This is a genomic window from Vibrio diazotrophicus (genome assembly GCF_038452265.1).
Taxonomy (GTDB): Bacteria; Pseudomonadota; Gammaproteobacteria; order Enterobacterales; family Vibrionaceae; genus Vibrio; species Vibrio diazotrophicus.
Window position 1 is genome coordinate 638,860 of record NZ_CP151843.1, and the last position, 24,524, is coordinate 663,383.

General features: G+C 42.3%; 22 protein-coding genes and 1 tRNA gene. 6 read left to right on the plus strand and 17 right to left on the minus strand.

Annotated elements, in window-relative coordinates; all coding sequences use genetic code 11:
* Positions 1 to 233 precede the first annotated feature (233 nt).
* The 9 genes from AAGA51_RS18260 to AAGA51_RS18300 form a co-directional block, all read right to left on the minus strand.
* A complete protein-coding gene (locus tag AAGA51_RS18260) occupies positions 234 to 2,591 on the minus strand; it encodes a glycoside hydrolase family 3 N-terminal domain-containing protein (RefSeq protein ID WP_042483271.1) in 2,358 nt (785 codons plus the stop codon).
* A 352-nt stretch (positions 2,592 to 2,943) separates the two neighbouring features.
* Complete coding sequence (locus AAGA51_RS18265; protein WP_042483270.1) at positions 2,944 to 5,160, minus strand: glycoside hydrolase family 3 N-terminal domain-containing protein; 2,217 nt, start codon at positions 5,158 to 5,160, stop codon at positions 2,944 to 2,946.
* Between the two features lie 86 nt (positions 5,161 to 5,246).
* A complete protein-coding gene (locus tag AAGA51_RS18270) occupies positions 5,247 to 6,323 on the minus strand; it encodes an endo-1,4-beta-xylanase (protein ID WP_042483267.1) in 1,077 nt (358 codons plus the stop codon).
* An 86-nt stretch (positions 6,324 to 6,409) separates the two neighbouring features.
* A complete protein-coding gene (locus AAGA51_RS18275) occupies positions 6,410 to 7,240 on the minus strand; it encodes a carbohydrate ABC transporter permease (protein ID WP_042483264.1) in 831 nt (276 codons plus the stop codon).
* Positions 7,240 to 8,214 (minus strand): carbohydrate ABC transporter permease, encoded by a 975-nt coding sequence (locus AAGA51_RS18280; protein ID WP_052404579.1) that lies wholly within the window; start codon positions 8,212 to 8,214, stop codon positions 7,240 to 7,242. The genes AAGA51_RS18275 and AAGA51_RS18280 overlap by 1 nt, the downstream gene beginning before the upstream one ends.
* A gap of 65 nt (positions 8,215 to 8,279) precedes the next feature.
* On the minus strand, positions 8,280 to 9,521 hold the full coding sequence (locus AAGA51_RS18285; RefSeq protein WP_042483261.1) for an ABC transporter substrate-binding protein: 1,242 nt from the start codon (positions 9,519 to 9,521) through the stop codon (positions 8,280 to 8,282).
* A 9-nt stretch (positions 9,522 to 9,530) separates the two neighbouring features.
* Positions 9,531 to 10,589 (minus strand): ABC transporter ATP-binding protein, encoded by a 1,059-nt coding sequence (locus AAGA51_RS18290; protein WP_042483260.1) that lies wholly within the window; start codon positions 10,587 to 10,589, stop codon positions 9,531 to 9,533.
* A gap of 245 nt (positions 10,590 to 10,834) precedes the next feature.
* Complete coding sequence (locus tag AAGA51_RS18295; RefSeq protein ID WP_042483257.1) at positions 10,835 to 11,920, minus strand: helix-turn-helix domain-containing protein; 1,086 nt, start codon at positions 11,918 to 11,920, stop codon at positions 10,835 to 10,837.
* A gap of 61 nt (positions 11,921 to 11,981) precedes the next feature.
* Positions 11,982 to 13,058, minus strand: a complete 1,077-nt coding sequence (locus AAGA51_RS18300) for an ABC transporter ATP-binding protein (RefSeq protein WP_042483254.1) — start codon at positions 13,056 to 13,058, stop codon at positions 11,982 to 11,984.
* Positions 13,059 to 13,573: 515 nt separating this feature from the next.
* On the opposite strand from AAGA51_RS18300, the gene AAGA51_RS18305 reads away from it, so the two are divergent.
* The 3 genes from AAGA51_RS18305 to panF all read left to right on the plus strand — a co-directional run bounded on the left by AAGA51_RS18305 (position 13,574) and on the right by panF (position 15,926).
* Positions 13,574 to 14,068 (plus strand): NUDIX domain-containing protein, encoded by a 495-nt coding sequence (locus AAGA51_RS18305; RefSeq protein WP_042483252.1) that lies wholly within the window; start codon positions 13,574 to 13,576, stop codon positions 14,066 to 14,068.
* Between the two features lie 99 nt (positions 14,069 to 14,167).
* Positions 14,168 to 14,461 (plus strand): YhdT family protein, encoded by a 294-nt coding sequence (locus tag AAGA51_RS18310; RefSeq protein WP_042483250.1) that lies wholly within the window; start codon positions 14,168 to 14,170, stop codon positions 14,459 to 14,461.
* Positions 14,454 to 15,926, plus strand: a complete 1,473-nt coding sequence (gene panF / locus AAGA51_RS18315) for a sodium/pantothenate symporter (protein ID WP_042483246.1) — start codon at positions 14,454 to 14,456, stop codon at positions 15,924 to 15,926. Before AAGA51_RS18310 ends, panF begins: the two co-directional genes overlap by 8 nt.
* A 120-nt stretch (positions 15,927 to 16,046) precedes the next feature.
* Here panF and AAGA51_RS18320 read toward each other — a convergent pair.
* Together AAGA51_RS18320 and AAGA51_RS18325 are read right to left on the minus strand one after the other, a co-directional pair.
* A tRNA-Gly gene (locus AAGA51_RS18320) sits at positions 16,047 to 16,120 on the minus strand.
* Positions 16,121 to 16,315: 195 nt separating this feature from the next.
* A complete protein-coding gene (locus tag AAGA51_RS18325) occupies positions 16,316 to 16,855 on the minus strand; it encodes a DUF3332 domain-containing protein (RefSeq protein WP_042483243.1) in 540 nt (179 codons plus the stop codon).
* 273 nt (positions 16,856 to 17,128) lie between these two features.
* Between AAGA51_RS18325 and AAGA51_RS18330 the strand changes: the two genes are divergently transcribed.
* A complete protein-coding gene (locus AAGA51_RS18330; RefSeq protein WP_042483241.1) occupies positions 17,129 to 17,320 on the plus strand; it encodes a hypothetical protein in 192 nt (63 codons plus the stop codon).
* Positions 17,321 to 17,359: 39 nt separating this feature from the next.
* Here AAGA51_RS18330 and AAGA51_RS18335 read toward each other — a convergent pair whose 3' ends face one another.
* Entirely contained in the window at positions 17,360 to 17,863 is a 504-nt protein-coding gene (locus AAGA51_RS18335) for an RNA-binding S4 domain-containing protein (protein ID WP_042483238.1), read from the minus strand.
* Between the two features lie 113 nt (positions 17,864 to 17,976).
* Between AAGA51_RS18335 and AAGA51_RS18340 the strand changes: the two genes are divergently transcribed.
* Positions 17,977 to 18,771 (plus strand): substrate-binding periplasmic protein, encoded by a 795-nt coding sequence (locus AAGA51_RS18340; RefSeq protein WP_102963683.1) that lies wholly within the window; start codon positions 17,977 to 17,979, stop codon positions 18,769 to 18,771.
* Positions 18,772 to 18,892: 121 nt separating this feature from the next.
* Positions 18,893 to 19,486: a response regulator transcription factor gene (locus AAGA51_RS18345; protein ID WP_042483235.1), complete on the plus strand. Its 594-nt coding sequence runs from the start codon at positions 18,893 to 18,895 to the stop codon at positions 19,484 to 19,486.
* On the opposite strand, the gene AAGA51_RS18350 is transcribed toward AAGA51_RS18345, so the two are convergent.
* The 5 genes from AAGA51_RS18350 to AAGA51_RS18370 all read right to left on the minus strand — a co-directional run bounded on the left by AAGA51_RS18350 (position 19,483) and on the right by AAGA51_RS18370 (position 24,487).
* Positions 19,483 to 20,382, minus strand: a complete 900-nt coding sequence (locus tag AAGA51_RS18350; RefSeq protein ID WP_042483231.1) for a LysR family transcriptional regulator — start codon at positions 20,380 to 20,382, stop codon at positions 19,483 to 19,485. The genes AAGA51_RS18345 and AAGA51_RS18350 overlap by 4 nt on opposite strands.
* A 128-nt stretch (positions 20,383 to 20,510) precedes the next feature.
* Positions 20,511 to 21,842 carry a GGDEF domain-containing protein gene (locus tag AAGA51_RS18355; protein WP_052404578.1) on the minus strand — a complete coding sequence of 444 codons (1,332 nt, stop codon included), beginning with the start codon at positions 21,840 to 21,842 and terminating at the stop codon, positions 20,511 to 20,513.
* A gap of 22 nt (positions 21,843 to 21,864) precedes the next feature.
* Complete coding sequence (locus tag AAGA51_RS18360) at positions 21,865 to 22,473, minus strand: response regulator transcription factor (protein ID WP_042483226.1); 609 nt, start codon at positions 22,471 to 22,473, stop codon at positions 21,865 to 21,867.
* A gap of 14 nt (positions 22,474 to 22,487) precedes the next feature.
* Positions 22,488 to 23,528 (minus strand): EAL domain-containing protein, encoded by a 1,041-nt coding sequence (locus AAGA51_RS18365; RefSeq protein ID WP_052404577.1) that lies wholly within the window; start codon positions 23,526 to 23,528, stop codon positions 22,488 to 22,490.
* A 41-nt stretch (positions 23,529 to 23,569) separates the two neighbouring features.
* On the minus strand, positions 23,570 to 24,487 hold the full coding sequence (locus AAGA51_RS18370; protein ID WP_042483451.1) for an IS5 family transposase: 918 nt from the start codon (positions 24,485 to 24,487) through the stop codon (positions 23,570 to 23,572).
* Positions 24,488 to 24,524: the final 37 nt, after the last annotated feature.

Here is a 24,524-nt window from a genome sequence, read left to right on the forward strand (position 1 = left end):
CATAGTTCATATATCCATATAAGTCTTTGATTACATGTGCTGCGTAAAAACACAGACTACTGATATCCATTTAGCAATGCGTTTGAACTTGTTTTTGAGAGGTAAAATGAAGCAGTCAGAATAAAACCGCTAACCGAGCTGGCTTACGCAGATTGGTTAAGTCATGACTACCCCAACATACAACTCTAGGAGAATAGAGCCGACCTCTGGCCGGCTTTGCATTGCTAATGTGATTATTCAGCCGTGACGTCACATACCATACGCCATGCTTCAGGCAGAACCTTAACATCGCCGACAACGTTAACTCTCTGACGGAAATGTATCTGAGACGATGAAGAGCCGATCATCAGATCAAACTCACCGCCTTCAACAACACGTTGATGATGTTTGTCAGTAAGGTTGAGCATATCAACGGGCAGCTGGAACGTGACGGTTTTACTCTCTCTAGCTTTAAGAAATACTTTCTTAAAGCCTTTTAACTCCTTAACCGGACGAACAACACTCGATACCACATCACGAACATAAAGCTGTACGACTTCAGCCCCATCAACACGACCTGTATTGGTTAATGTAAGCGATAGCTCAACGGTGTTTTCGAAACCGAGCTTATCTGAAACCACATTAAAACCTGTGTATGCAAATTCGCTATAGCTCAAGCCGTGACCGAAATTGAAGCTCGAACCAAAGTGATAGGCAATTGGCGTACCTGCACTCTTAAGTTTGTGATTGTAGAAATACGGTACCGCACCCACGTTTTTAGGAATCGAAATCGTCAGTTTTCCGCTTGGGTTGTTTTTGCCGGTGAAGGTATCAGCAATAGCATCAGCACCCGCTTGACCCGGAGCCCAACCCAACACAATTGCCGCCGCTTCATCTTCAGCGCGACCTAGATTGTATGGTCGCCCGCCGGTTACCAATACCACTACGGGTTTGCCTGTATCTAATACTGCATCAAGCATTTGCTGCTGTACACCCGGCAGCGCTAAGCTGTCGCAATCTGAACCTTCACCCACTGTGCCTGTCTGGAACAAACCGGCCAAGTCACCAACACAAACTACAGCGACATCACTCTCAGCTGCAGTTGCAACCGCCGCTTCAATCTGACTAAGATCTTTGCTGATAGGTGACTCTGCGGCCTGACCGATTGCCATATCAACGTCCCCAGGGAAAACCGGAGCATTGGCGTGACGCTCAGTTAGAATGTCACACCCTTTGGCGTACATAACCGAATCAAAGCGTTCTTTAAAGGCTTCCAAAAGGGTCTTCGACACTTTGTCCGTGCTGTCTTCCTGACTCAGAATCAGGTGCACAGGGAAACTATAACCACCGAGTAGTGCAAGCTGGTCGTCTGCGGTAGCGCCAATCAACGCCACTTTTTTATCCGTTTTCAGTGGTAGGGTTTGATCTTGATTCTTAAGCAGAACAATCGATTCACTCGCGACTTTGTAAGCAATCTCCTGACTCTTTTCATTGTGCAGAGGAGCTTGAGGAACGTCAGTATAAGGGTTCTCAAATAACTCCATTTCAAACTTTTTACTTAAGATACGAGCAACAATTTCATCAATTTTTTCTATTGAGATAAGACCGCGTTGCAGTGCTTCTGTCAGTTTCGTTGAGCATGCGTCATCGGGTAGCTCAACATCTAATCCTGCATTAAAGGAAAGCGCTGCTGCTCCCGCGCGGTCTTCGGCAATCGAATGGTGCGAGCTTAACAAATCAATGCCGCCGTAATCCGCGACAATCAACCCATCAAAACCCCATTTCTCACGCAAAATCTCAGTAAGTAAAAAATGCGAAGCGTGGCAAGGTTCGCCGTCAATGTCATGGTAAGCAGGCATGATAGAGCCAGCATTCGCCAGTTTTACAGCCATTTCAAACGGCAGTAAGAATGTATCATTGAGCTCTTTAAAACCCAGATTTACCGGCGCATGGTTACGCGCACCTTCACTTGCTGAATGCCCAACAAAGTGTTTAAGCGTCGCCAGCAAATCACGTTTTTCACCTTGTAATCCTTTCACATAATGAGTTGCCATGATGCCAACAAGATAAGGATCTTCACCCAATGTTTCCTCTGTACGTCCCCAACGGACATCACGAGAAACATCCAATACTGGCGCAAGACCTTGTTTGGTACCAATCATTCGTGCTTGTCTGCCAATGTCCATAGCCGCTTCTTCAATCAGCTCAGGGTTCCAAGTATGACCATAGTTTAACGACGAAGGATAAAGCGTTCCGCCTTTCGCCATCAGACCGACCAGACACTCCTCATGTGCCATTGCAGGAATGCCAAGTCGCGTCTCTTCAACTAAATATTTTTGCAGCTGGTTTAGTGCTTTTACGCCATTGACCGCGTCAACTGTATGCGTTCCAAGTGGACGAGAAATCTGACCGAGGCCATATTTGAGCTTTTCTTTGACGGTGCGCTCAACGTTTTCACTTGTCATTTCAAGCTCACGCTCTTTATGCTCGCCAGTCGGATCAAGTATCAACCATTGCGCACCCATTTGAGCCAGTTTTTCTTCAACCGTCATATGTGAAAGCAGGTCGCTCACACGTTCTGCTATCGAAAGTGATGGATTCTTGTAGTTCATATATTTTCCTAACCGATGCTGATGACTTTGATAGGATTAATATCTACCAAAATATTGCCTATTTCTTCCATGAGGAACTCAATTACCAAATAATGGAGACCGATTACCAAATATATTGTCGTGCCTTTATTTTTATCAGAGTAATAGTTAAATAAAGCTTTTCTGTTTTTTGAATATGGTCAAATTAACCATTTTTAATAAATACAATATCAATATTCGTAATAGTGATTAAACGAAATAACGTGATATGGAAAGCTAAGAAACTAAAGGAAGGAATTAAAAAATAGAAAAAAGCGGCTGAACACTCAACCGCTTTTGCTTAAGCAACGAAAGCTCTGTGAACCTTGCTCGCTCAGTGAACCTTAGTTGTTTCTGTGACTTCAAATTCTAAAGTAATCAGATCTTCATCTTTTGACGAAGCACCGACCATTAAACTAAACGTGCCCGCTTCAACGACTTCTTCAAGGTCTGAATTCACCAGTGCTAAATCAGAGAAATTAACCTTAATAGTCACATCAACACTTTGCCCTGCCGGAATATCAACGCGTTCAAAACCACACAGCTGTTTAATTGGCGTGGTGACAGAAGAGAAATGATCATTAAAGTAAACTTGCACAATTTCAGTACCATCAATAACCGACTTATTTGTTACGGTAAGAGACACTTCAATATCGGTATTCGGTTCTATTACTACCTGTTTTAAATAAACATTACTGTATTCAAACTGGCTGTATGACTTACCTTCACCAAAACTAAACAACGGATGTTCCGGCATATCGATATAGCGCTCTTTATGACCGGTAGTATGTGAGTTCTGTGCATGCCAACCCTCATACTTGTTGTAGAAAACAGGTAACTGCCCCACATGATACGGGAAGGAGATGGTCAGTTTGCCCGATGGATTATGCTCACCGAGTATGACTCGTTTTACCGCCTCTCCACCCTTAGTGCCTGAGTTAAATCCACACAACAGGGCATTCGCATTCTCTGCAACCCAAGGGATTGTCATCGGTTTAGAGGCAACTAAGTTAACTATCAATGGTACGCCCGAAGCTTTGATCTGCTCCAACATGGCTTGCTGTTTACCAGTTAAGTCCAGATTCGCTCTGTCATGGAACTCACCATTTTGCGCTAACGTATCCCCTACACAAGCAATGACCACATCGGCTTGAGTCAACGCGCGGGCTAACTCTTCGACCTGCTCAAATTCACTGTCAATACAGTCCGCCCCTTTCACGTATTCAACCTTGAAACCATATTGCTTTGACGCCGCTTGGAACGCCTGTAACGTCGTCACAGCCTGCTCACGGTGAAAACTATCATTTGTAGCACCGGCCTGCATTGAACCAAATGACCAGTCACCTAGCTGCGCAATAACATCATCGGCATTGGGTCCGGTTACCAGCACGGTCAAATCTTTGGTTGGTTTCAACGGCAAAATGCCATCATTTTTGAGCATCACAATGCTCTTGAGGCTTGCTTCCATAGCCAGTTCTAAGTTCTGCGGATTGCCGAATATTTCTTGGCGATCTGGCGAATAGAATCGCATCTCATCGAACAGGCCTAACTCAAACTTTTTCGTCAGAATACGAGCAACGGCGTTGTTAACAATTTCAATGTCCACTTGCCCGTCTTTAACCAGCTTAACCGCCGCTTCATAGAACTCTGCTGTCGACATCATCATATCGTTACCCGCGACCAAAGCGCGATAACACGCATCCTCAATTGTCGGGCTCACTTTCTGCTTAGTGTGCAGCGATTTGACGTTATCCCAGTCAGTAACAATAAAGCCGTCTAATCCCCAATCCGTTTTCGCTACATCCGTCAGCAACCATTTGTCAGCGGTGCACGGCAAACCGTCGTTGGAGTGATAACCCGTCATAAGAGAAGCGACTTTTGATTTTTGAACCGCTTTGCGAAATGGAGGAAGGAAAATCGATTTAAGCTTGCGACGAGACACATCAGCTTCATAAGAGTCTCGGCCACCCGTTGTTTCACCATAAGCGACATAGTGTTTGGCACACGCGAGAATAGAATCTGGGCTGGCGAAATTCTCACCTTGGTACCCTTTAACCGTCTCTGCTGCCATCTCGCCGATCAACCATGCATCTTCACCATAGGTTTCATTAACACGACCCCAGCGCGCATCTCGTCCAATACAAAGCACAGGTGAAAACGTCCAGTGAATACCCGTAGCGCGAACCTCTTTAGCGGCCACTTTTGCCATTTCTCTCATCAGTTCACGATCCCAGCTTGAGGAAGCGGAAAGCTGAGTGGGGAACACGGTCGCATCGTTATCGAAACAGTGACCGTGAATAGCATCGATACCAAAAATAAGTGGGATGCCAAGGCGGGTTTTCGCTGCTCGCTCTTGCAAACGCATTGCAGCATCACCAGTACAATGAAGGTAACTGCCTATATGCCACTCTTCCAGTTTGTCGGTGTTGCCTTCCACATTCGCTGGAAGTTGAGTCAACTGACCAACTTTCTCTTCAATGGTCATACGGCTCAAGAGGTCAGATACGCGTTCGGCAACCGTCGCGTTTATGTTCATGTAGGTTTCTGTCATTATTATTTTCTCTGTTTTGAAAGAGCCGCTCCTTACGCAGTGGCTCTTTGGCTTCAGCAACAAAGCATCTAGCTGGTTTAATCCGCTTACTGACTGATTGGTGGTTGATAAGAAAATTCACCTTTGGAGGCAGAAAGTAACGAGCTATAAACGGCCTTAAACGCATTTTTCGCTTGATAGTTCTCATCAAACATCAATGCACGACCATAACCAGTAAACCAACCTGGCACCCAGCTGTACTTATCGGTTACACCCCAAGTGGTGTACATATCAATCTCCGGATAATAAATAGCAAAATCCATCAAACGACCGAATATACGCGCCTGTGCATCAAGGGCGAAATGACTAGCATTGTCACGGATACGAACATCGATTTCAGTGAAGTGAATCTTAAGACCGAGATGTTTTAGACGATTAATGTTGCGCGCAAGATCTTGCTCACTAAGCGCATGTTCGCCCATCAAATGCAGTTGGAAACCAACACCGTGAATAGGCACGCCCTCTTCCACCATGCTTTTGACTTTACCGTAGATGGCATTCGACTTGGCTCCCATCCCTTCGTTGTTGTAGTCGTTATAAAACAGAATCGCCTCTGGGTCCGCTTCATGGGCAAACTTGAATGCAAGTCCCAGATAACGCTCACCAAGCAGCTTGTACCAAAGGGTTTCGCGATATGACCCATTTTCATTAAAGCTTTCGTTCACTACATCCCAGTACTTCACTTTTCCCTTATAGTGACCAACCACTGTTTTGATGTGTTCCTCAAGTACTTTTTCCAGCTCTGGAGCGGTCCATTCTTTTTGCGTTAGCCAGTCAGGATTTTGAATGTGCCAAACCAGCGTATGACCTTTCACCTGCATGTTGTGCTGTTGAGCAAATGCCACCAATTCATCGCCTTTACTAAAATCAAAGAGATCTCGCTGGGGATGAATGTTCACCCATTTCATCTCATTTTCTGGAGTGAGCTGGTTAAACTGACTGGAGAATGTTTTTGCAAATTCAGGCTCTTTAAGGTGACGCGTTTCTAATGCTGCACCAACATAAATGTTCGACTGTTTTGCTAGTGATTTAAGGCTAATAGCTGGGCGTTCAGAGGCTTGAACAGCGATTGGTGAAATGAACGAGCAAGTGGCAACAAGCAAGGTGGTAATAGTTTTTTTCATTCTATTTTCCTTGAGAAGTATCAAGTGGAATAAAAAGAGAGCTGCTTAAATCGGGGGTCGATCGTGATACAAGCAGCTCTTGGAAATTAGCCCTTAACTGCCCCAGAAGTTAATCCGTCGATTAAACGACGCGAGGCAATAACAAATAGGAACAGCAATGGCAGAACAGCGATACTTGCGCCAATTGACACCGCACCCCATGGCACCTGACCGGTTCCTTGTAACGCACGAAGTGCTAAAGGAACAGTGAACATTTTCATATCGTTCATAACAACCAGTGGTCCCATAAAGTTGTTCCAAGTACCGATGAAGGTAATCAGACCTAAGGTACCGAATGCTGGCAGAATCAAAGGCACGATAATGCGGTAGTAGATTTTGAACTCACGGCATCCGTCCATACGCGCTGCTTCAACAAGCTCTTTCGGAATTGAACTCGAAATAAACTGACGCATCATAAAGATACCCATCGCTCCACAAGCCGCAGGAACAATTAGCGCTTTAGGATCGTTCATCCAGCCTAGTTGCGACATAACCATTGCTGTCGGAATCATGCCCAGAAACGGTGGAATAAGCATGGTACCCATGATCATTACAAACAACGCATTCTTAAAACGAAACTCAAACATTGAGAACGCGTAGCCAGCAAGAGAACAAAACAGCAAGTTCAGCGCCGTAACCACGATGGCAATGAACAAGCTTAGCGCCAGGTTGTGCCAAAAGTAAGGCAGAAAATCTAACAGCGTGTTGAAGTTCGTCACCAAGTAATCACCAAAGGTAATCGGTGGCGGCACAGATAGAATGCCGGTGTTGGAATGCGACGAGAAAATAAACATAAAGTAAAACGGTGCTAGCATGATAATCGCACCGATAAACACGGTGATATAAGCGATCAGCTTATCCTTTCCCATTGATTTCATTAGTCGTTTCTCCCACCTAATAGTTTGCTATTCAGCCATGTTAAACACGCGATGATCATAAATAGAATCCAAGAGATAGCGGACGCAGTACCAAAGTCACTTTCAACGAATGCCGTTATATACATGTGCATTGCCGCAGTTTTACCCGCTTGCTCTATACCACCAGTACCGCCTGTAATAATGAACGGTTCTTCAAACAGTTGAAGGTTACCAATGATGGTTAGCGTGACTGCGAAGAATGCCATTGGTTTCAGCATCGGAAGTGTGATGTGCCAGAACTGCTGGTAACGGTTTGCACCATCGATAGTTGCCGCTTCATAAAGATCTTTCGGGATCGTTTGTAACGCAGAAAGGTAAAGCACCGTGTTCCAGCCAACAAAGCGCCAGAAAACCACAAACGAGATCATGTCTTTGGTATACGCTGGACGAGACCAATCAACATTCTCAGTCGGGAATAGCCATGCCAGAACTTTGATATCCGCAATGGTAAAGTTCCCCAAAGACGTAAGAATTTGGTTAATCATGCCGTAGTCACGAGAGAACAGCGTAGTGAACACAAGTGAGATCGCAACAGTTGAAGTAATGTACGGAACGAAGTAGATACCAATCACCGTATTTCTCATACGCGTAAAGCTAGTATGAATAAAGTATGCGAGCGGCAGTGCTACTGCATGCTGAGGAATACCGGATTTCAGCGCAATAATAAAGGTGTTGTAAATGGACGATTGGAACCATTCATCTTCAAGTGCGAAAACATAGTTCTCTACTCCGACCCATTCCATTGATGCCAATCCTGCAGCAGGCTCCCAATAATGGAAGGACAGGTATAAAGAGAACAGAAGTGGGAATAAACCGAATGCTCCGAAAATGATAAAGAAAGGGCTGACATAAAGATAAGGAGCGATCTTATTTCCTTTTCTTAGCCAGAAGTTTTTGCGTCTGGCGGCATTAAGGGGACGTGTCATTGTTGTCATAGGACTATTTCCAAAATTGCTACATGACAAGGGGCCACCGATGTGACCCCGGTACTAACGATTAATTAACGACGACGAGCACGACGTTTAATTTGTTTCTCTGCATCGGCCAGCACTTGGTCAATGTTTGCATCTTTCTCTAGCACTTTTTCTAGAGCATCATTAACCACCTGACGAGCAACTTCGTCGTAACGGTCAACGGTCAATGCTGGGATGTGTTTGGTTGTTTCACGCCAGTTCAGACGAGCTTTTTGTCCACCCAAGTAAGCGATTTCTTGATTGAAGAAGTCGTCGTTATGAGTCGAAATAAGCACTGGGAACGCATTGATTTCTTTAAAGCCCGCTAGCTGAATTTCTTTGTCCGTTGCCATAAATTCAATGAACTTCCAAGCTTCTGCTTTGTGCTCTGCTTTTTTAGGAATGGCGTAGAATGAACCACCCCAGCTCGCCATAGCACCGTCTGGAAGTTGAGAAGTACGCCATAATCCTGTCGCATCTGGAGCAATCCAACCTTGTAGGTGACCACCTAACCAAGCCCCCATCATTTGAACAGATACCGTTCCGCGACGTAGGCTTTCCGTCCATTCGTTTGACCAAGCAGCCACTTTCGCGTCGATACCCGCATCTCGCGCCTTCTTAGCTAAACGAAACGCTTCTTTAAAACGTTCAGAGTTAACAAGGATATTTTGGTCTTTATCGAAGTAGATGCCTTCGCCTTCTTTAAGGTTTGAACGAATAACAATGTCTTTAATATCTACCGCATTAGCGATCAGGTAGTTACCCGTTTTCTCTTTGATCTTAATACCCGCCTTGATAAACGAGTCCCAATCTTTTAATAGCTCTTCTTCTGTAACACCAGCCGCGTCTAAAATGTCTTTACGATAAAAGGTTGCACCCGGACCGATGTCTGCAGGAATTGCCGAAAGAACACCGTCAGAATTGGTTGCTTGCGCAACAGAGTAAGGTACCAATTTATCGGTAAATGCACCGGCACCATAAGGCGACATATCATCCAGACCGCCGCTCTCAATAAACTGACCCACATAGCTGTATTCGATTCCCATAACATCTGGAAGGTTCGCTCCTGTTGCAAGTGCCGTTGTCATCGCATTGTGATGGTCGGCATACGCAAGCGTCACAACCTTGACCTTGATATCAGGGTATTTTTTCTCAAACATTGGCACCGCAATTTCTGCCACTTGGTTGAAATTGGGGAATGAAGCAACCGTAATCTCAGTAGGTGCAGCAAACACTGACACCGAAAACACGGAAGCTGCGATAGCAGAAGCAATGATGTTCTTTTTCATGATTTTTCCTTATTGGATTATGACCTTGTCGTTTTTATCAAACACATGAACCTTGTTTTTATCGAAATAGAGTTCAAATTTGTCGTGAATCTTGTCGTCGGTGTAAGGGACTTCCGCAATGATCCTCTTATTGCCAAATGAACATTCGATATGCTTCACCGCACCCATTAACTCAACCTGTCTCAGTTGAACGCTAATAGAAGCAAGGTTTTCAGCCTCAATGTTTAGTGGAGTCAGATGGAAATCTTGAGCACGGATACCGACAGATAACGGCTTAACGTCACCTACACGATCGATCGTTGATTGGAAAATAAATGGCTTAACCGCGTCTCCGAGGTTTTCCAATATGTTCATCTCAGGAGTACCGATGAACTTGGCAACAAATTTACTATTTGGATGGTTATAGATTTCTTTTGGCGAACCGATCTGTTCAATAACACCGTTATTCAGAATCGCAATACGGTCCGCTAGAGTCATGGCTTCGATTTGGTCATGAGTCACGTATACCACAGTGGTTTTTGTACGAGCGTGTAAGAGTTTGATCTCTGAACGCATCTGACCACGAAGCTTTGCATCTAGGTTAGACAGAGGCTCATCAAATAAGAACACGTCTGGGCTGCGAACCATTGCTCGCCCCATCGCAACGCGTTGGCGTTGCCCGCCCGAAAGTTCTTTAGGTTTGCGTGACAACAGTGGTGTAAGCTCTAAAACTTCAGCGATTTCTTCAACCATGCGCTTACGTTTTACTTTATCGAAACCCAAGTTTTCGAGCGCGAAAGCCATGTTCTCTTCCACGGTCATATGTGGGTAAAGAGCATAGCTCTGGAACACCATTGCGATATTGCGCTCAATCGGGTGAAGTTCATTGACGACTTCATTTTCAATGCAAATTTCGCCGTCTGTTATATCTTCTAGGCCAGCCAACATGCGAAGTGTTGTTGACTTACCACAGCCTGATGGTCCCAATAGGACAATAAATTCACCATGTTGAATATTGAGATTGATACCTTTAACAACCTCTGTATCTCCATAGTTCTTAATCAAGTTTCGAAATTGAACTGATGCCATGTTCCCACCAAAAAATATGTAATTAATAACTTTCTTAACAACATATTATTCAGGTCACCAATAGTCACAATTACCAATATTTGAGTTTGTAATTACGATATTTTCTATTTGTGATTGAAGTCTTCAGGCAAGATATTTCACGAAACTGTTTCATGGATTTTGAGTAAAAATCATCATTTATTTATGGTGTGCATCACATAAAAAAACCAAGTAATAATACTTGGTTTTTTTTAGTTTATTTGCCACTACTCAACTAATCTTTTCCGATACTCAAGTGGTGTATAACCAAAGCTCTTTTGGTAGAGTTGATTAAGATAATTTTGCCCCAAGTAACCGCATTGCCTCGCAATGCTATCTACCGATAGAGACGTTTCCCTGAGTAGCTGCTTGGACTTGTCTAAGCGTAAGTTTGAAAGGTACTGATGAACCGTTTCCCCTTTCAACTCTAGAAATTTTTTGTCTAGCGTTTTTCTAGAAACCCTACAATAATCAGATATTTGCATAACCCGAATATTGCGACTGTAATGCTTATGGATATAGAGAAGAGCGCTATTTACTACGCTATCTGACTCAATTGCTGATTTTGCTGAGCTATCAACATAGAGCTGTTTGGCTTTGTAGCTTAACTGCTTACATGAAGGGCGAGGATTAAGCAGAAGTTCTATACACTCTCTTCCTAGTTGCTTAGGGTTTAAGTCAATAGAACTGATTGGTATTGGTGAAATATCTCGCTCCAACTCATCATAATCTGTACCAATTATCGATACTTTATCCGGCACTGGAATATTATTTTCTATACAGTAACGTATAAATTTTCTGGCGGAACGGTCTGTGGTGCAAAATACGCCAACTCTATTTTCCGAGGTTGTAATGGCTTCGAGGGCATTAGAGTAATAACAACACCCTAATTTTAAAGCGAGTGATGAAAAGCTATTTTTTCTCTCCATAGCCCAAAGTTGGTAATAATCACTTAAGTCAGAATAGACGGAAACATTGCGAATACCATCATTAATAAAGTGTCCTAAGGCAATATCAGCAACATACTGGTTGTCATTGTAAATACAGAGTATTCCATCTGGAGGGTTTGCCACCTGCGCATTGGAAAAAATGAGTTTTTTACCTGACAATTGAGAAATAAACTCCTCACAGCCACGCTTATCAAAATCAGCAATCACGTAGTGCCATTTTCTCGATAACAAATAGGTCGCATTTTCTATTGCATCTATATGAATATTGATATTCATATTTAATTCATCGAGCTTAGACTTTACTCCTTTCAATAGCTCTCGATCGTAGTGAATCATGGTATCGATAAGCAGTAATAACTCCATACGTACCTCTTGAATATAAGTAAAGTTGCCAAATATTTTAAACCTTAGGCAACTTTTTCACTTAGATAATATGACCTGATTGGTTAAAGACATGGCATCGGTTTGGATCAAAAAATAAGTTCATTGACGTCTTTCCATCCAAATCAAAATCCGCTTCAACTTCTGCAATTAATTTCTGCTGTGCCATTGCCGCATTAATTTGTTGCGTACTACCGAGTAATTCGCTGTTCATTACAGAAACATTCAGAGCAATACTGCCTTCACGTTGGCTCGCATGAATATCCGTTGGACGAATACCCAACGTTACGTTTTCTCCATCCATAGCCTCGTCGAAAGACTTACCCAAATCGACTTTTTGATCACCCAATACAACTTTCCAGCTATCAGAATCTCGTTGTAACTTACCTTCCATCATATTCATCGTAGGAGTGCCAATAAAACTCGCGACGAATTGACTCGCGGGTTTGTGGTAAACCTCGTAAGGTGTGCCAACCTGCTCAATTTCACCATCGCGCAGAATAACCACTCGGTCTGCAAGTGTCATTGCTTCAACTTGATCATGGGTAACATACACTGTTGTTTTTGAATACTTGTTATGCAAGCTCTTGATTTCTCGACGCATTGAATTTCGTAATTTGGCGTCTAAGTTTGATAACGGCTCATCAAACAAGAACACATTAGGTGTACGAACCATAGCTCGCCCCATAGCTACTCGCTGGCGCTGACCACCAGAAAGCGCTCTCGGTTTACGCTTTAGCAACGGAGTAAGCTGGAGCATTTCAGCAACGCGATTGACCTCTTTCTCAATCTCAGCCTTCTTTTTGCCTTCCATTTTTAATGAGAAGCCGATGTTTTCAGCAACGGTCATATGTGGGTAAAGAGCGTAGCTCTGGAATACCATCGCAATATTGCGTTCTTTTGGATTAAGGTCATTGACCACGACACCATCAATGAGAATCTCGCCGGAGCTGATATCCTCCAGACCAGATAGCATACGTAGAGTGGTCGATTTCCCGCAGCCCGAAGGGCCTAAAAACACAACAAATTCACCGCTCGCAATTTCCAAGTTAATATCCTTAACAATATGCGTATCGCCAGAATAAACCTTGTTCACATTCTTAAAGGTTACTGAAGACATTCTTAATCCCAATATGATTTCTAACATTAACCATCATTCTTGCCATGTTAAATTTTTTCGCCAATTACCTTTTTTCTTAATCGAGTTTTTATATTTCACGATTGAGCCTTAGATCACGCATAAAAAGACAACTCGTTGATATATCGATTTGATAGATGCCCAAAAACACCCAGTTATCCCAAGCTATTTAAATATAAAAACAACTGGTTAAACCTAAATAAATAATAATATCCCTATTAAATGTAGTCATTTCATCTACCGACTTTACTAACTAAAGAATGGATTTTTTAAAATCATCACTTAACGCTATAAGGGGAAAAATCATAAAAGTTCGGGAATAAGTATTTTAGACGCGCACTTTAAGTTGTCTTATCACCTTAGGCGTAGTCACATACCATTTTTATAACAGTACAAGTCCTTTTCTGTTATGTCCTAAGCGTTAACGTCTGTATCTATCCTCTTTAACCATCTTCATTAAAATAGGCTTATCCGGTCGTCAAAGAAGACACAAAACTATGAAAGAGAAATTTTGCAAAGACTGCGGCCATTTGCTTACTGAGAAAGACTACACCAATGAAGGAATCGTTCCTTTTTGTAACCACTGTAATCAATACCGTTTCCCAGCATTTAGCACTGCAATCAGCGCTATCATCTTGAACCCGGATCAAACTAAAATAGTGCTGATACAGCAGTATGGCCGTAAAGACAATATTCTGGTTGCCGGATATGTCGCTCAGGGAGACAACCTTGAATCAACCCTAATCAGAGAAATCCAAGAAGAATTGGGGTTATCAGTCCAAAGCTACCGCTTCATGAGTAGTGAGTACCATAAAGGCTCAAACACACTGATGTGTAACTACCTTTGTACAGTCAATTCTGAAAATCTGTCCGGTACTAACCATGAAATTGATCATGCTGCATGGTTTACATTCGCTGAGGCTGTTCGTGAAGTGAAAAGAGACAGTCTTGTACAAACATTCCTCCACAGAGCTATAGACTCACTTAAATAGGTTAAATCAGTTTACATTGCCTTTCCTAGCCAATACTCTTCTGCAGAATCGTTTTTAGAGTAGATACCCTACAACAATAGATTGGCTAAACTGTGAGTTATGAAATCAGATAAGCAAAGACATCTAGCTTTAGATCGCCAAGCCAAACGAGAAGCCTTATGGGCAATACTTCTCGCTTTCGGTTATTTCGTCTGGTGGTACTGTAGCGCCTACTTTTTTTCAGCTCCACAAGGTGAACAACAACTGCCTCAACTTTACTGGGGCATGCCGTTATGGTTTCTGTTGTCCTGCGTTTTGGGGCCGCTCATTTTCACCGCGCTTTGTGCACTAATGGTTAAATACCTTTATAAGGATGTTGACCTCAATAGCTATGACGATGACCAACATGAATAGTCAGCTTATTATCCCTTTGTTCATTTATCTGATCGCCGTTTTTGCATTGGCATTTCTGACTCAGCGCTATCAAAAGGCTGGAAATTTTCTTACCGAATACTTTGTTGGCAGCCGAAGCATGGGAGGATTTGTTCTCGCCATGACCCTTGCTGCAACCTATGCCAGTGCTAGCAGCTTTATTGGGGGGCCTGGAGCTGCGTATAAAATGGGGCTTGGTTGGGTTTTGCTGGCAATGATTCAATTGCCCGCCACTTGGCTTACTTTAGGCGTACTCGGAAAGAAATTCGCAATAGAAGCAAGACGCCACAACGCACTCACAATAAATGACATGCTTTATGCACGATATAAGAGCCGAAAAGTAGTGATTTTCTCTTCACTAGCACTGCTTCTGGCCTTCTTCGGGACTATGGTGGTGCAATTTGTTGGCGGTGCCAGACTTCTACAAACCGTTTTAGGGATTAGCTATCAGAATGGGCTGCTGATATTTGCATGTACAGTCGGAATATACACCACTATCGGTGGTTTCCGAGCCGTGGTTATGACTGACACCATTCAAGGGGTAATGATGGTTATTGGTACTGTCATTCTTCTGGCTGGCGTCATTCACGCCGGAGGAAGTCTCGAAAGTCTGATCACACAGCTTCACACTATCGATCCTGCACTGGTCTCTCCATATGGGCCAAATCATTTCCTTAGCCAACCATTTATTTTGAGCTTTTGGATTCTCGTCTGTTTTGGTGTTATCGGGCTGCCTCAAGCCGCCGTGCGATGCATGTCTTACAAAGACAGTGCTTCATTACACAAAGGTATGGTGATTAGCACAATCATGATTGCACTATTGATGTTTGGAACCCATCTGACCGGTGCTTTGGGACGAGCATTAGTGCCGGAGGTCGCCAGTCCTGACCAAATTATGCCAACGCTTATGATGACCGTTCTTCCACCGATGCTTGCTGGTGTTTTCCTTGCTGGTCCTATGGCAGCCATTATGTCGACCATTGATTCACAGTTGATACAGGCTTCTTCAACGCTGCTTAAGGATCTCTATATCAACTACATCAATCCTCAAATCGTTAAAGAAAATAATGCTGACCACAAGCTAAGTCGAATTTCCTTGTGGACTACAGGCATCTTCGCCAGCTTAGTCTTTGTCGCAGCAACGAATCCGCCTGACATGATTATCTGGCTAAATCTGGTTGCTCTTGGTGGTTTACAAGCCGTTTTCTTATGGCCTTTGGTATTCGGACTATATTGGTCGAAAGCATCTGCATTCGGCGCGTTATCTTCGATGGTCATTGGGCTTGGGGTTTACATTAGTTTAATTTTGGCCAAGCCTGATATAGCGGGCATTCACCCCATAGTCCCTACGATGATCACGGGACTGTGTGCATTTGTCATTGGCAGTTTTGTTAAACCTCGAAAAGACGTAAAACAGTCGTCAATGCCAATCAATGAACAGAGCTAATTTGTTTTAAAGAATGGCTGTTTTAATGAATGTGAGAGATGGGAAAATTAAAACGGCAAAGCACGCAATAAAGCGCAGTTCTATGAATTTGTTGGGATGGTTAATCTGATAGTAGAGATTTGGAGCGCGTAGCGAGAATCGAACTCGCAGCTTTAGCTTGGAAGGCTAAGGTATTACCATTATACGATACGCGCGCATCGAAAGGACGCTGCTACTATGCCACAGAGTAGAAAAAATGAAACCGTTTTTTTATAAAAACTCGTTCATTTGCATATTAAGTAAGCAATTGAAGTTAAAGCGGTTAGATTTGCATCTACATGCATTTTTTTAAAGTGCTTTAAGCGTAAAAAAGCCTCCCATTAGGAGGCTTAAATTAGATACTTGTAAGTTTAGATTTTTGAAGTCTGAACATAGTTAACCAGTTCTTCATTAGAAACGGTTGTAATATATTCATCGTTCAAGTAAAACGCTACGCTGTCTTCCCCTTTCTCACCACGTAAAAGTTTGTGAGAACCATCTAGATAAGAAATATCCATTTGCATGGTGTTTTCATCAATCTGTTGCATTGTTGCTGACTTAACGTCGCCATTGTATGAAAGTGGAACTTCTGTCATTGACGAATCTAGCTTGTCATTCACTTTCAAAATAGCATCTGCTGGTGTATCAACAACAGCTGGAGACTTACCAGAAAGTGGGTTAGTACCTGTCCAGAATTCTACTGCGTTGAAAATAAACAAATCAGCAAAAGAAGCGATAGCATAAACAGGCGAAAGTAGTAAGAACATACCTTCACGACCGTAACGGTTATCCACGATTTCTAAGTTGAATTTGCCAACCAAACCTGTGGTTGCCATTTGACCCATACAGCCAGTTAAAGAACTCACGCCTAATGCTGTTACCACTGCTATTTTAATTGCTTTACTTTTCATCAAGATCACCACTGAGTTGGATAAAAATTAAGTGTAATCAATCAATTGCTTATTAGGAAATGTCCGAGGGGAATATTGACAAAAACCTTACATAACTCAATGAATTTATTTTATATTTTCATTTTTGAGACTGCGCGTTTTATCTGTCCAGCATGAAGAATTCATAACCTGAATACTTGAAGACCTCCAACACTCTACGAAATAATCATATGTGGTCTACAATTGTGGTGAGAAACGATCTCGTGTCATTCACCGTCAATTAGGAGGTGCTAAATGAACATTCGTGAAAGCATTGATGCACTTGAGCAACAAATTTATATCGCTTGCTCAGAAGGAGACTACGAAACGGTCAATATGCTTGAAGCGCAGTTAGAAAAATTGCGAGGAAAAGCCGAACATCCTTTCGATGAAGACCCTTACGCCTTGGAAGGCAGAGCTTTCCTCGATGATGACGACTGGAGTTAAAAAATGGGGAGCCTATGCTCCCCATTGTCAAACTTAGCTTTAGAAAAACTTGATAGCTCCCCTACCGCCTATTTTTTCTTCTTTCTCAGGCTCAACTTCTACTGGCCTTGGCTTTGATTTCGCATTTGAATCAGACTTCTTATTCGCCTTGCTGGCAGCCTTGTTATTGGCCTTAGCTGGTACAGCTTTTTTCTTTTCCTGCTTCTTATTCTTTGCTTTATCAGCTTGTGGCTTTGTCGGTTTTGCTTTTACTTCTTCAACCACATCTTCTGTTACAGGGGCATCACAAATCACCAAGTAAAACTCTTGGTTGAATTCGATTAGATCACCATCGTACAATTTTCTGCGCTTGCGAAGTTCAACTTCACCATTAACAGCGACATAACCTTCCGTAATCGCGTACTTTGCTTCACCACCGCCACTGACCACGTCAGCAATTTTTAGAACCTTATAAAGTTCAATGGGTTGATTATCGACTTCTACGCCAATAGCCTCTATCTCGATTTCTTCTTCATCATGGAAATCGGACTCAAATTCGTTCATTTCACATACCCATAAAATTTTTCTGCAGTTTAGCGTTTTACGCTTTGTTTATAAACCGAAACTCATTTATAAAACTAAACTAAAAGTAAGCGTATAAAAAAGGACGAAGATTGATGCGCAAAGTTTGGGTAGCCATGTTAAGCGGATTGACATACATGCCTTGGTGTTATGGGGAAACAATCTCTGTTGAAATACTGACCGATGAGTCCTATCCACCTTATACCTATGCTGAAGATGGTGAAGCCGTTGGTATTTACCCTGATATCGTTCACGCCATAGATGAGAAACTGGTAGATTTCGATATCTCTATTCGCCCTGTGCCCTGGAAACGAGGACTGAAGCTTATTGAATCAGGGCGTAGCTTCGCTTTAATGCCTCCTTATTTTCACCCAGAAAGTCGTAGCTTCATTTCCCCCTATTCTCACCCCATGCTCGATGAAGATGTGGTGATTTTTTGCAACAATGACGTTATTAAGCAAAGCAGCCGAAAAATCTGGCCTGAAGACTTTTATGGTCTAACGATTGGCATAAACTCAGGATTCAATATTGGTGGTCCTGAATTCTGGCAAGCATCAGACAATGGCAAACTCTCTATCTCAGAAGCAAAAGGAAATCAGCTCAATATTATTAAACTTAGAAGCCGCCGAATTGATTGCTATGTAAATGACTATATTTCTATTCTTTGGGAGACAAAACGCTTACTTGAAGAAGAAGTATTGGAAAAACCTCTGACCTTTAGCCTTGCCATGCATATTAATACCGAATCGGGATATATGGCTTATACCAATGTCCATGAAGAGAGATATCCATATAAAGAGAAATTTGTCAGAGAGTTTGATGCTGCACTTATTGAGCTTCAAAACTCAGGAGAGATAGCGAAGATTGTTCAATATTACACCGGAGAATAATTCCACCTACAAAACTCTCACTTTCCTACTTGGAAACTTCCCTTTTCCACACCTTCTGTAAGAAAAACCCTATAGTAGTTCCAAGAGTTAGAACTTAACGAATTAACCGAGGGTACACAACATGACAACGAATACAAAAACTGCACTGATTATCGACAGTTTCCCAATGGTACAACAAGCAATGCAACAGATGCTTCTTACAAACAATGGCTTCGATAAAGTACTGTTAGCCAGCGATGCTTTTACTGCAGCGTCAGCATTAAGACAACATGATATTAGCTTAATTATTCTGGATATTCAGTTGGTGGGGTTTGATGGACTAGATTTCCTACGCCGCATGAGAGCAAAACAATTTGCAGGTAAAATATTGTTTGCCTCAAGCAATGAACACAGCATGTATTCCAATGCGGCTAAAAAAATGGGTGCTAACGGCTACGTTCTAAAAACGGAAAGTACAGAGATTATCCAAGATGCTATTTCTAGTGTTCTACGTGGCTACAACGTCTTCAAACACAACAGTGACAACGAGTTTTCTGCGTTATCAAAGCGTGAAACGATTGTATATAACTACCTTGTAAAAGGTTTCACCAACAAACGTATTTCTGAATTGCTATCAATCAGTACAAAGACGGTAAGTACCTACAAAAGCCGCATTTTGAACAAATGTAATGTCGATTCAATCATAGAGCTCGTACAGTTGAAAGAATCTGCTTAAGGGACAGAAAATTGTTCAATTTTCTTTTTAACAATATCTGAAAGCAACATGTGCAAGGGATTGCTTCTGTTACTCGCCTTCATCACAGCCACCAGCGAATAATTATCTATCTTTTGGTATACCTCCGGAAGAACACGGAAACAGAATCTATCATCCGTTACATCAAACAACTGACTCATCGAAAAACCGCCAATTTCATCAATTGCGTCCAGCATACAAATTAAGTTATCAACATAGGCATACACGTTAAGGTCATGCCCGGCCAATGCTGTAATCTCTTGCAGAAGAATTTTGATGTCATGTCGACCACGCGCCGCCATTCCGACAAAAGGTAAGTCTAATACTTCTTCATCGCTCAAATCAACCATTCGAGAAGGCAGAATAACACCATGTCTTAACGTTTTTATGCGTCCCTGATACATCGATTTGTTTAATGTAGGGTTAAAGTAATTAACACCCAAATCAACATTGCCATTGGCTATGTCTTGAGTGGTATGGTTGTCATAAGTCAGTAAGGATATGGATGCTAAAGGGAATGTTGCTTTCAACTCCATCAACAACTGTGCGCCAAACTGGATGTGCATCACTGGAATGATAGCAATAGTAATTTCACCGTCATAATTGGCACAATCTATGGCGTTTTTTGCAAGTGCCGACTGAATGGTGTTAATTCCGTCGATGATACTTGGAACCACTTCTTCAGTAAAAGCAGTAGGTTCAAGACCTTGACTGTCTCGAACAAAGAGAGGATCGTCGAGCTGCTCACGCAGTTTGGATAAATGCTTACTCACCGCACTTTCCGTTACCCCAAGAGAGCGGCCAACCAACTTTAAGTTTCTGTGTTTGTACAATAAAACAAATGTTTGCAGTAAGTTGTAATCTAAATTATTTGGCATAACGAATCCGATTCTCTACCACATATTTGCAAAACAGCGACTAAATGCTTGTTTTGCTAATTCAATTTTCTTTTAGCCACCAATCTATCACTGTTAAAGAGGATTAGCGAATCCAACAAAGAACAGGATTACGCTTGTTTATCTTTATACAAATTTTCGTCAGCACGACGAATAGCAGACTCTACAGGTTCATTCTCCATCATTTCAACAACGCCTACGGAGACACCAACGCTTAGTGCATAAGGAGAGAAGGTCGTTTCGCCTACACACTCTTTTAGACGCTCTGCCAGTCTTGTTGCATTGTCTTGTTTACAACCGGGGAGTACTGCAAGAAACTCATCGCCACCAGAACGAATTAAGTAGTCCGTATCGCGGAATACTTCTTTCATCGCATTAGCAATTTGCTTGATCGCTTCATCGCCAACATGGTGTCCGTAGGTATCATTAATTGCTTTGAGCTTATTACCATCAATAGCAAGAATGCTAGCACTCTTTTCCTTGATGGCATTTTTGAAGTCTTCATTCTCAAGAACATTTCGGTTCAGGAGACCCGTCATCTGATCTTGCACAATATTACTCTGCGCCTCACTGAGTTCAATTTTGTTTAGATGCAGTTCTTTAAAACGGAATAAAATAAACCCACTGACTAACCAAATAATGAAGAAAAAGACAAAGGTACTATAGACAATGGATAACACTGGAACCTTGTATACATATACCGTTGAGTTGTCGGCTACAAAATCGATGGTGTAGGCAAATTTTCCATCAGTGGCATCGTTTCCATAAATAAATTCATAGAAGGTTACACCGTTGATGACTTTCTTATCGACATGGACATCCGAAGCACCGTCAAAACGCGACATGTATATATCAATATTCACATCACCAATGATATAAATAGGGCTAGATACGGTGATAAACACTTTCCCCTCTTCATTGCGATAAGGGTCTGATATTAGTATCCGGTCTAACAATCGTCTATCCGATGCTTCCAACGCGCAATTACGTTGAGCTAAGCATTGTTCAATTTCAATGTCTGCATCCTTCTTATCAACTGACGTTAGAGAACTGATGTAAGAACGGTAATACATCACATCCTCTTCAGGTAGGATAGTCGGCATTTCATCAACCAACTGATGAAACTCACTTTCAATCACAATATCAATGTTCGATAGTTCATCTTTGTCATTTAGGTGCTGAAGACGGCTATCTTGATTGTCTAGTAACGTTTGATTTTCCTTTTCAATGGCGTCGTACTTACTCACTTCACTTTCAAGAATTTTGCTGGTGAAAAAGAGTACTTGGTTGTACTGCGCCATTGTTTTGGAAAATTTTTCAAATTCCAATTCACGTTCATTAATATGCGAATCCACATAAAAAACCATAGAGATCACGTAAAGGATCAAACTGAGCATAAAACTGGTCAGCACAATTTCTTTGATGTTTTTGTTTGTTTTCATCGCCATATTCTGTGAGGTGAATTTAGATAATGTTTTTGTTAATGCTCATTAACTCAACAATCGATTTAACGTTGTACTTCTCCAGTATACGAGATTTATACGTACTGATTGTTTTAGGACTAAGAGAAAGAATGCTCGCTATCTCTTTGTTACATTTGCCATCTACAAGATAAGTAAATACCACAAGTTCTTGTTTAGACAACTGTACGTCATTCGAACCACTATCTTTCATCAGTTTGTAAAAACTATAGCCGTTTAGAATACATTCCACAGCATCGTTAAGAATATTTAAATCTTCGGATTTACATACATAACCATCTGCCCCCAGCTTGTACGCTGTTTCTGAATAGAGTCGGCTATCGTTTGCTGATATAAACAAAGATTTTCCTGTAAAACCATGAGATTTGATACGGCGAAGCAACTCAAAACCGTCCGACTTCACTAAGTTGACGTCTAAGATAAGAAAGTCAATATGCTCTTTTTGAATCAGTTTTTGTGCCTTAATTGGATCTTGTTCAACGATGATAGTTTCGAATCGTCCACCTTTATCCAAAAGTTGTTTAATTGCAGCACATACTAGTGGGTGATCGTCGACAACAAGACAAGTTAAAGAAGTATTTGTTTGAATCATTACAGTTAGCCTCGTTAAGCCATTAATTTATATTCAATTGGTTGGGGTCTGCCAGTGAAGTAACCTTGACAGAGATCTATCCCCATACTCTGTAAATGCGCCCAAGTTTCATTGTCTTCGACTCCCTCAGCGACAAGACGCATATCTAGCTGCTTCGCCATTGAAACAACCAGAGAAAGAATCGCGTTTTTCCTTTTATCGCGATGGCAGGACGTAATAAGCGCCCTGTCGATTTTCATTTCGGTGAAAGGCAAATCCGCTAGTTTTATTAGCGAAGAGTATCCCGCACCGAAATCGTCAATAGCCAGCTCAACATCGTTAAGACGTAAGCGAGCAAAATTTTCAAACATGGTTGGATTGTGTTTGTACACTTCCATTTCCGTCATTTCGATAATCAGGTTTTGAGGCGAAAAGTCATAACGTTCACAGCACTCCAGTACCTGAAAAGCAAAGTTTGAGTCCCCGAAATTGGCCAAGGCCGCATTCACTGAAATAGATCCTGACAGCTTTTCACTGCGGTGGTCTTCCAATGCTTGTTCCAATACGTAGAAAAACAAACGTACATGCCATTGCTCTTTATCGATGATCGGCAAAAAAGCCATTGGACTGATATAACCATACTGAGGATGGTCCCAACGAATCAGAACTTCATTTCCGCTTTGAGTGTCATTAGCAAAACGACACTGTGGTTGATAGAAATTAACCAGTCTATGTGAGTCAAAAGCTGAATCCAGATCTGAACGTAAGAACTCAATGACTTTGTCACTCACCTTTGGGCTTGGTACCGCTTCAATGGCTGAATGAAGTACGGAGGCTAAATCTGTATTCGATATTGGTTTCATCTGTGATGAAACCATGCCAAACCCAAGTTGACGACACATCATTTCAGCCAATGCGATGATGCTTTTGTCATGGCCGCTCAGTAAACATAATTTACCTTGGAAGTTTTGCTTTTTAAGCGCATTTAAAAACGTTAAACCATCTTCTCCGGGCATAGACAAATCACAGAACACAAGGTCAATTTCTTGTTGTTCACAGATGGCTTTGTTGATCAAATCAGTTAACTAACGCACTGATCTAATGAGCATTAACCGTATTACTCAACTCGGTAACTGACAGGCATACCTAGTCTTATGACTTTGTTCATCGCTTTCACGTTTGCCAGTGCTTCGCCGACTTGCGCATCGTAATTACGCAAGGCCAGTTGTGGACTGAGTAACTTTTTATACCGATACATCCCAGTTTCTGACAAGGAACGTTGGTGATAATCCGTTTCTCGTTTCCACTCTTCCAACTGACCTGATTTCAAGGCGCTTACGGCTTCATTTCGAGGATGGCCGTCCTCCCAATAGCCAGCATTGCTGCGCGGTGGAATGGTCGGTTTTATACCTTTTCTCCTCAACACCTGATGACAGGCTTTCGTATCGTAAGCGCCGTCAGCACTGACCTGAGCGATTTTGCGGCGTAATGGATTGAGCAACGTCGGCAATGCTTCATTGTCACCGACAGAGTCTAAGCTAACGACAGCTGAAATGGCCTCATGCGTACTGGCATCGATCGCAAGGTGTAGCTTTCGCCAACTACGGCGCTTTTCCTTGCCATGCTTGTGCATTTTCCACTCTCCCTCACCGAACACCTTTAAGCCTGTTGCATCAATAACGACATGCGCAATAGGTCCACGACTGGGTAACCGATATTGAACCTCAACGGTCTTTGCCCGTTTGCTGATGCAGCTGTATGACGGCGATTTCAGCGGCACGTCCATCAGGACAAATATCGAGTCGAGAAAGCCTTGAAGGGCGCGCAAAGGGAGCTTGAAAATGCCTTTAATCATTAGCGCCGTTTCAATGGCACTATCGGTAAAGGTAAAGCCTCTTCCTCGTTTCCCATGATGCTCTTTGCAGTGCCAACTCTGGATAGCGGCTTCATCAACCCAAAAGGTGACTGAACCTCTATTAATCAATGCTTGATTGTATTGCTTCCAGTTGCTGATTTTGTACTTGGCTTTGCTCATCATCGTCACTCGTTTGCAGGCTCTGATGATCTGATCG

Bases quoted from the DNA above. Each gene is read 5' to 3' on its own strand.
- AAGA51_RS18270 (WP_042483267.1), bottom strand. From the start codon at position 6,323: ATGAAAAAAACTATTACCACCTTGCTTGTTGCCACTTGCTCGTTCATT.
- AAGA51_RS18300 (WP_042483254.1), bottom strand. From the start codon at position 13,058: ATGTCTTCAGTAACCTTTAAGAATGTGAACAAGGTTTATTCTGGCGAT.
- AAGA51_RS18360 (WP_042483226.1), bottom strand. From the start codon at position 22,473: ATGATTCAAACAAATACTTCTTTAACTTGTCTTGTTGTCGACGATCAC.
- AAGA51_RS18355 (WP_052404578.1), bottom strand. From the start codon at position 21,842: ATGAAAACAAACAAAAACATCAAAGAAATTGTGCTGACCAGTTTTATG.
- AAGA51_RS18280 (WP_052404579.1), bottom strand. From the start codon at position 8,214: ATGACAACAATGACACGTCCCCTTAATGCCGCCAGACGCAAAAACTTC.
- AAGA51_RS18350 (WP_042483231.1), bottom strand. From the start codon at position 20,382: ATGCCAAATAATTTAGATTACAACTTACTGCAAACATTTGTTTTATTG.
- AAGA51_RS18260 (WP_042483271.1), bottom strand. From the start codon at position 2,591: ATGAACTACAAGAATCCATCACTTTCGATAGCAGAACGTGTGAGCGAC.
- AAGA51_RS18370 (WP_042483451.1), bottom strand. From the start codon at position 24,487: ATGAGCAAAGCCAAGTACAAAATCAGCAACTGGAAGCAATACAATCAA.
- AAGA51_RS18290 (WP_042483260.1), bottom strand. From the start codon at position 10,589: ATGGCATCAGTTCAATTTCGAAACTTGATTAAGAACTATGGAGATACA.
- AAGA51_RS18295 (WP_042483257.1), bottom strand. From the start codon at position 11,920: ATGGAGTTATTACTGCTTATCGATACCATGATTCACTACGATCGAGAG.
- AAGA51_RS18330 (WP_042483241.1), top strand. From the start codon at position 17,129: ATGAACATTCGTGAAAGCATTGATGCACTTGAGCAACAAATTTATATC.
- AAGA51_RS18310 (WP_042483250.1), top strand. From the start codon at position 14,168: ATGAAATCAGATAAGCAAAGACATCTAGCTTTAGATCGCCAAGCCAAA.
- AAGA51_RS18325 (WP_042483243.1), bottom strand. From the start codon at position 16,855: ATGAAAAGTAAAGCAATTAAAATAGCAGTGGTAACAGCATTAGGCGTG.
- AAGA51_RS18265 (WP_042483270.1), bottom strand. From the start codon at position 5,160: ATGACAGAAACCTACATGAACATAAACGCGACGGTTGCCGAACGCGTA.
- AAGA51_RS18305 (WP_042483252.1), top strand. From the start codon at position 13,574: ATGAAAGAGAAATTTTGCAAAGACTGCGGCCATTTGCTTACTGAGAAA.
- AAGA51_RS18345 (WP_042483235.1), top strand. From the start codon at position 18,893: ATGACAACGAATACAAAAACTGCACTGATTATCGACAGTTTCCCAATG.
- AAGA51_RS18340 (WP_102963683.1), top strand. From the start codon at position 17,977: ATGCGCAAAGTTTGGGTAGCCATGTTAAGCGGATTGACATACATGCCT.
- AAGA51_RS18285 (WP_042483261.1), bottom strand. From the start codon at position 9,521: ATGAAAAAGAACATCATTGCTTCTGCTATCGCAGCTTCCGTGTTTTCG.
- panF (WP_042483246.1), top strand. From the start codon at position 14,454: ATGAATAGTCAGCTTATTATCCCTTTGTTCATTTATCTGATCGCCGTT.
- AAGA51_RS18335 (WP_042483238.1), bottom strand. From the start codon at position 17,863: ATGAACGAATTTGAGTCCGATTTCCATGATGAAGAAGAAATCGAGATA.
- AAGA51_RS18275 (WP_042483264.1), bottom strand. From the start codon at position 7,240: ATGAAATCAATGGGAAAGGATAAGCTGATCGCTTATATCACCGTGTTT.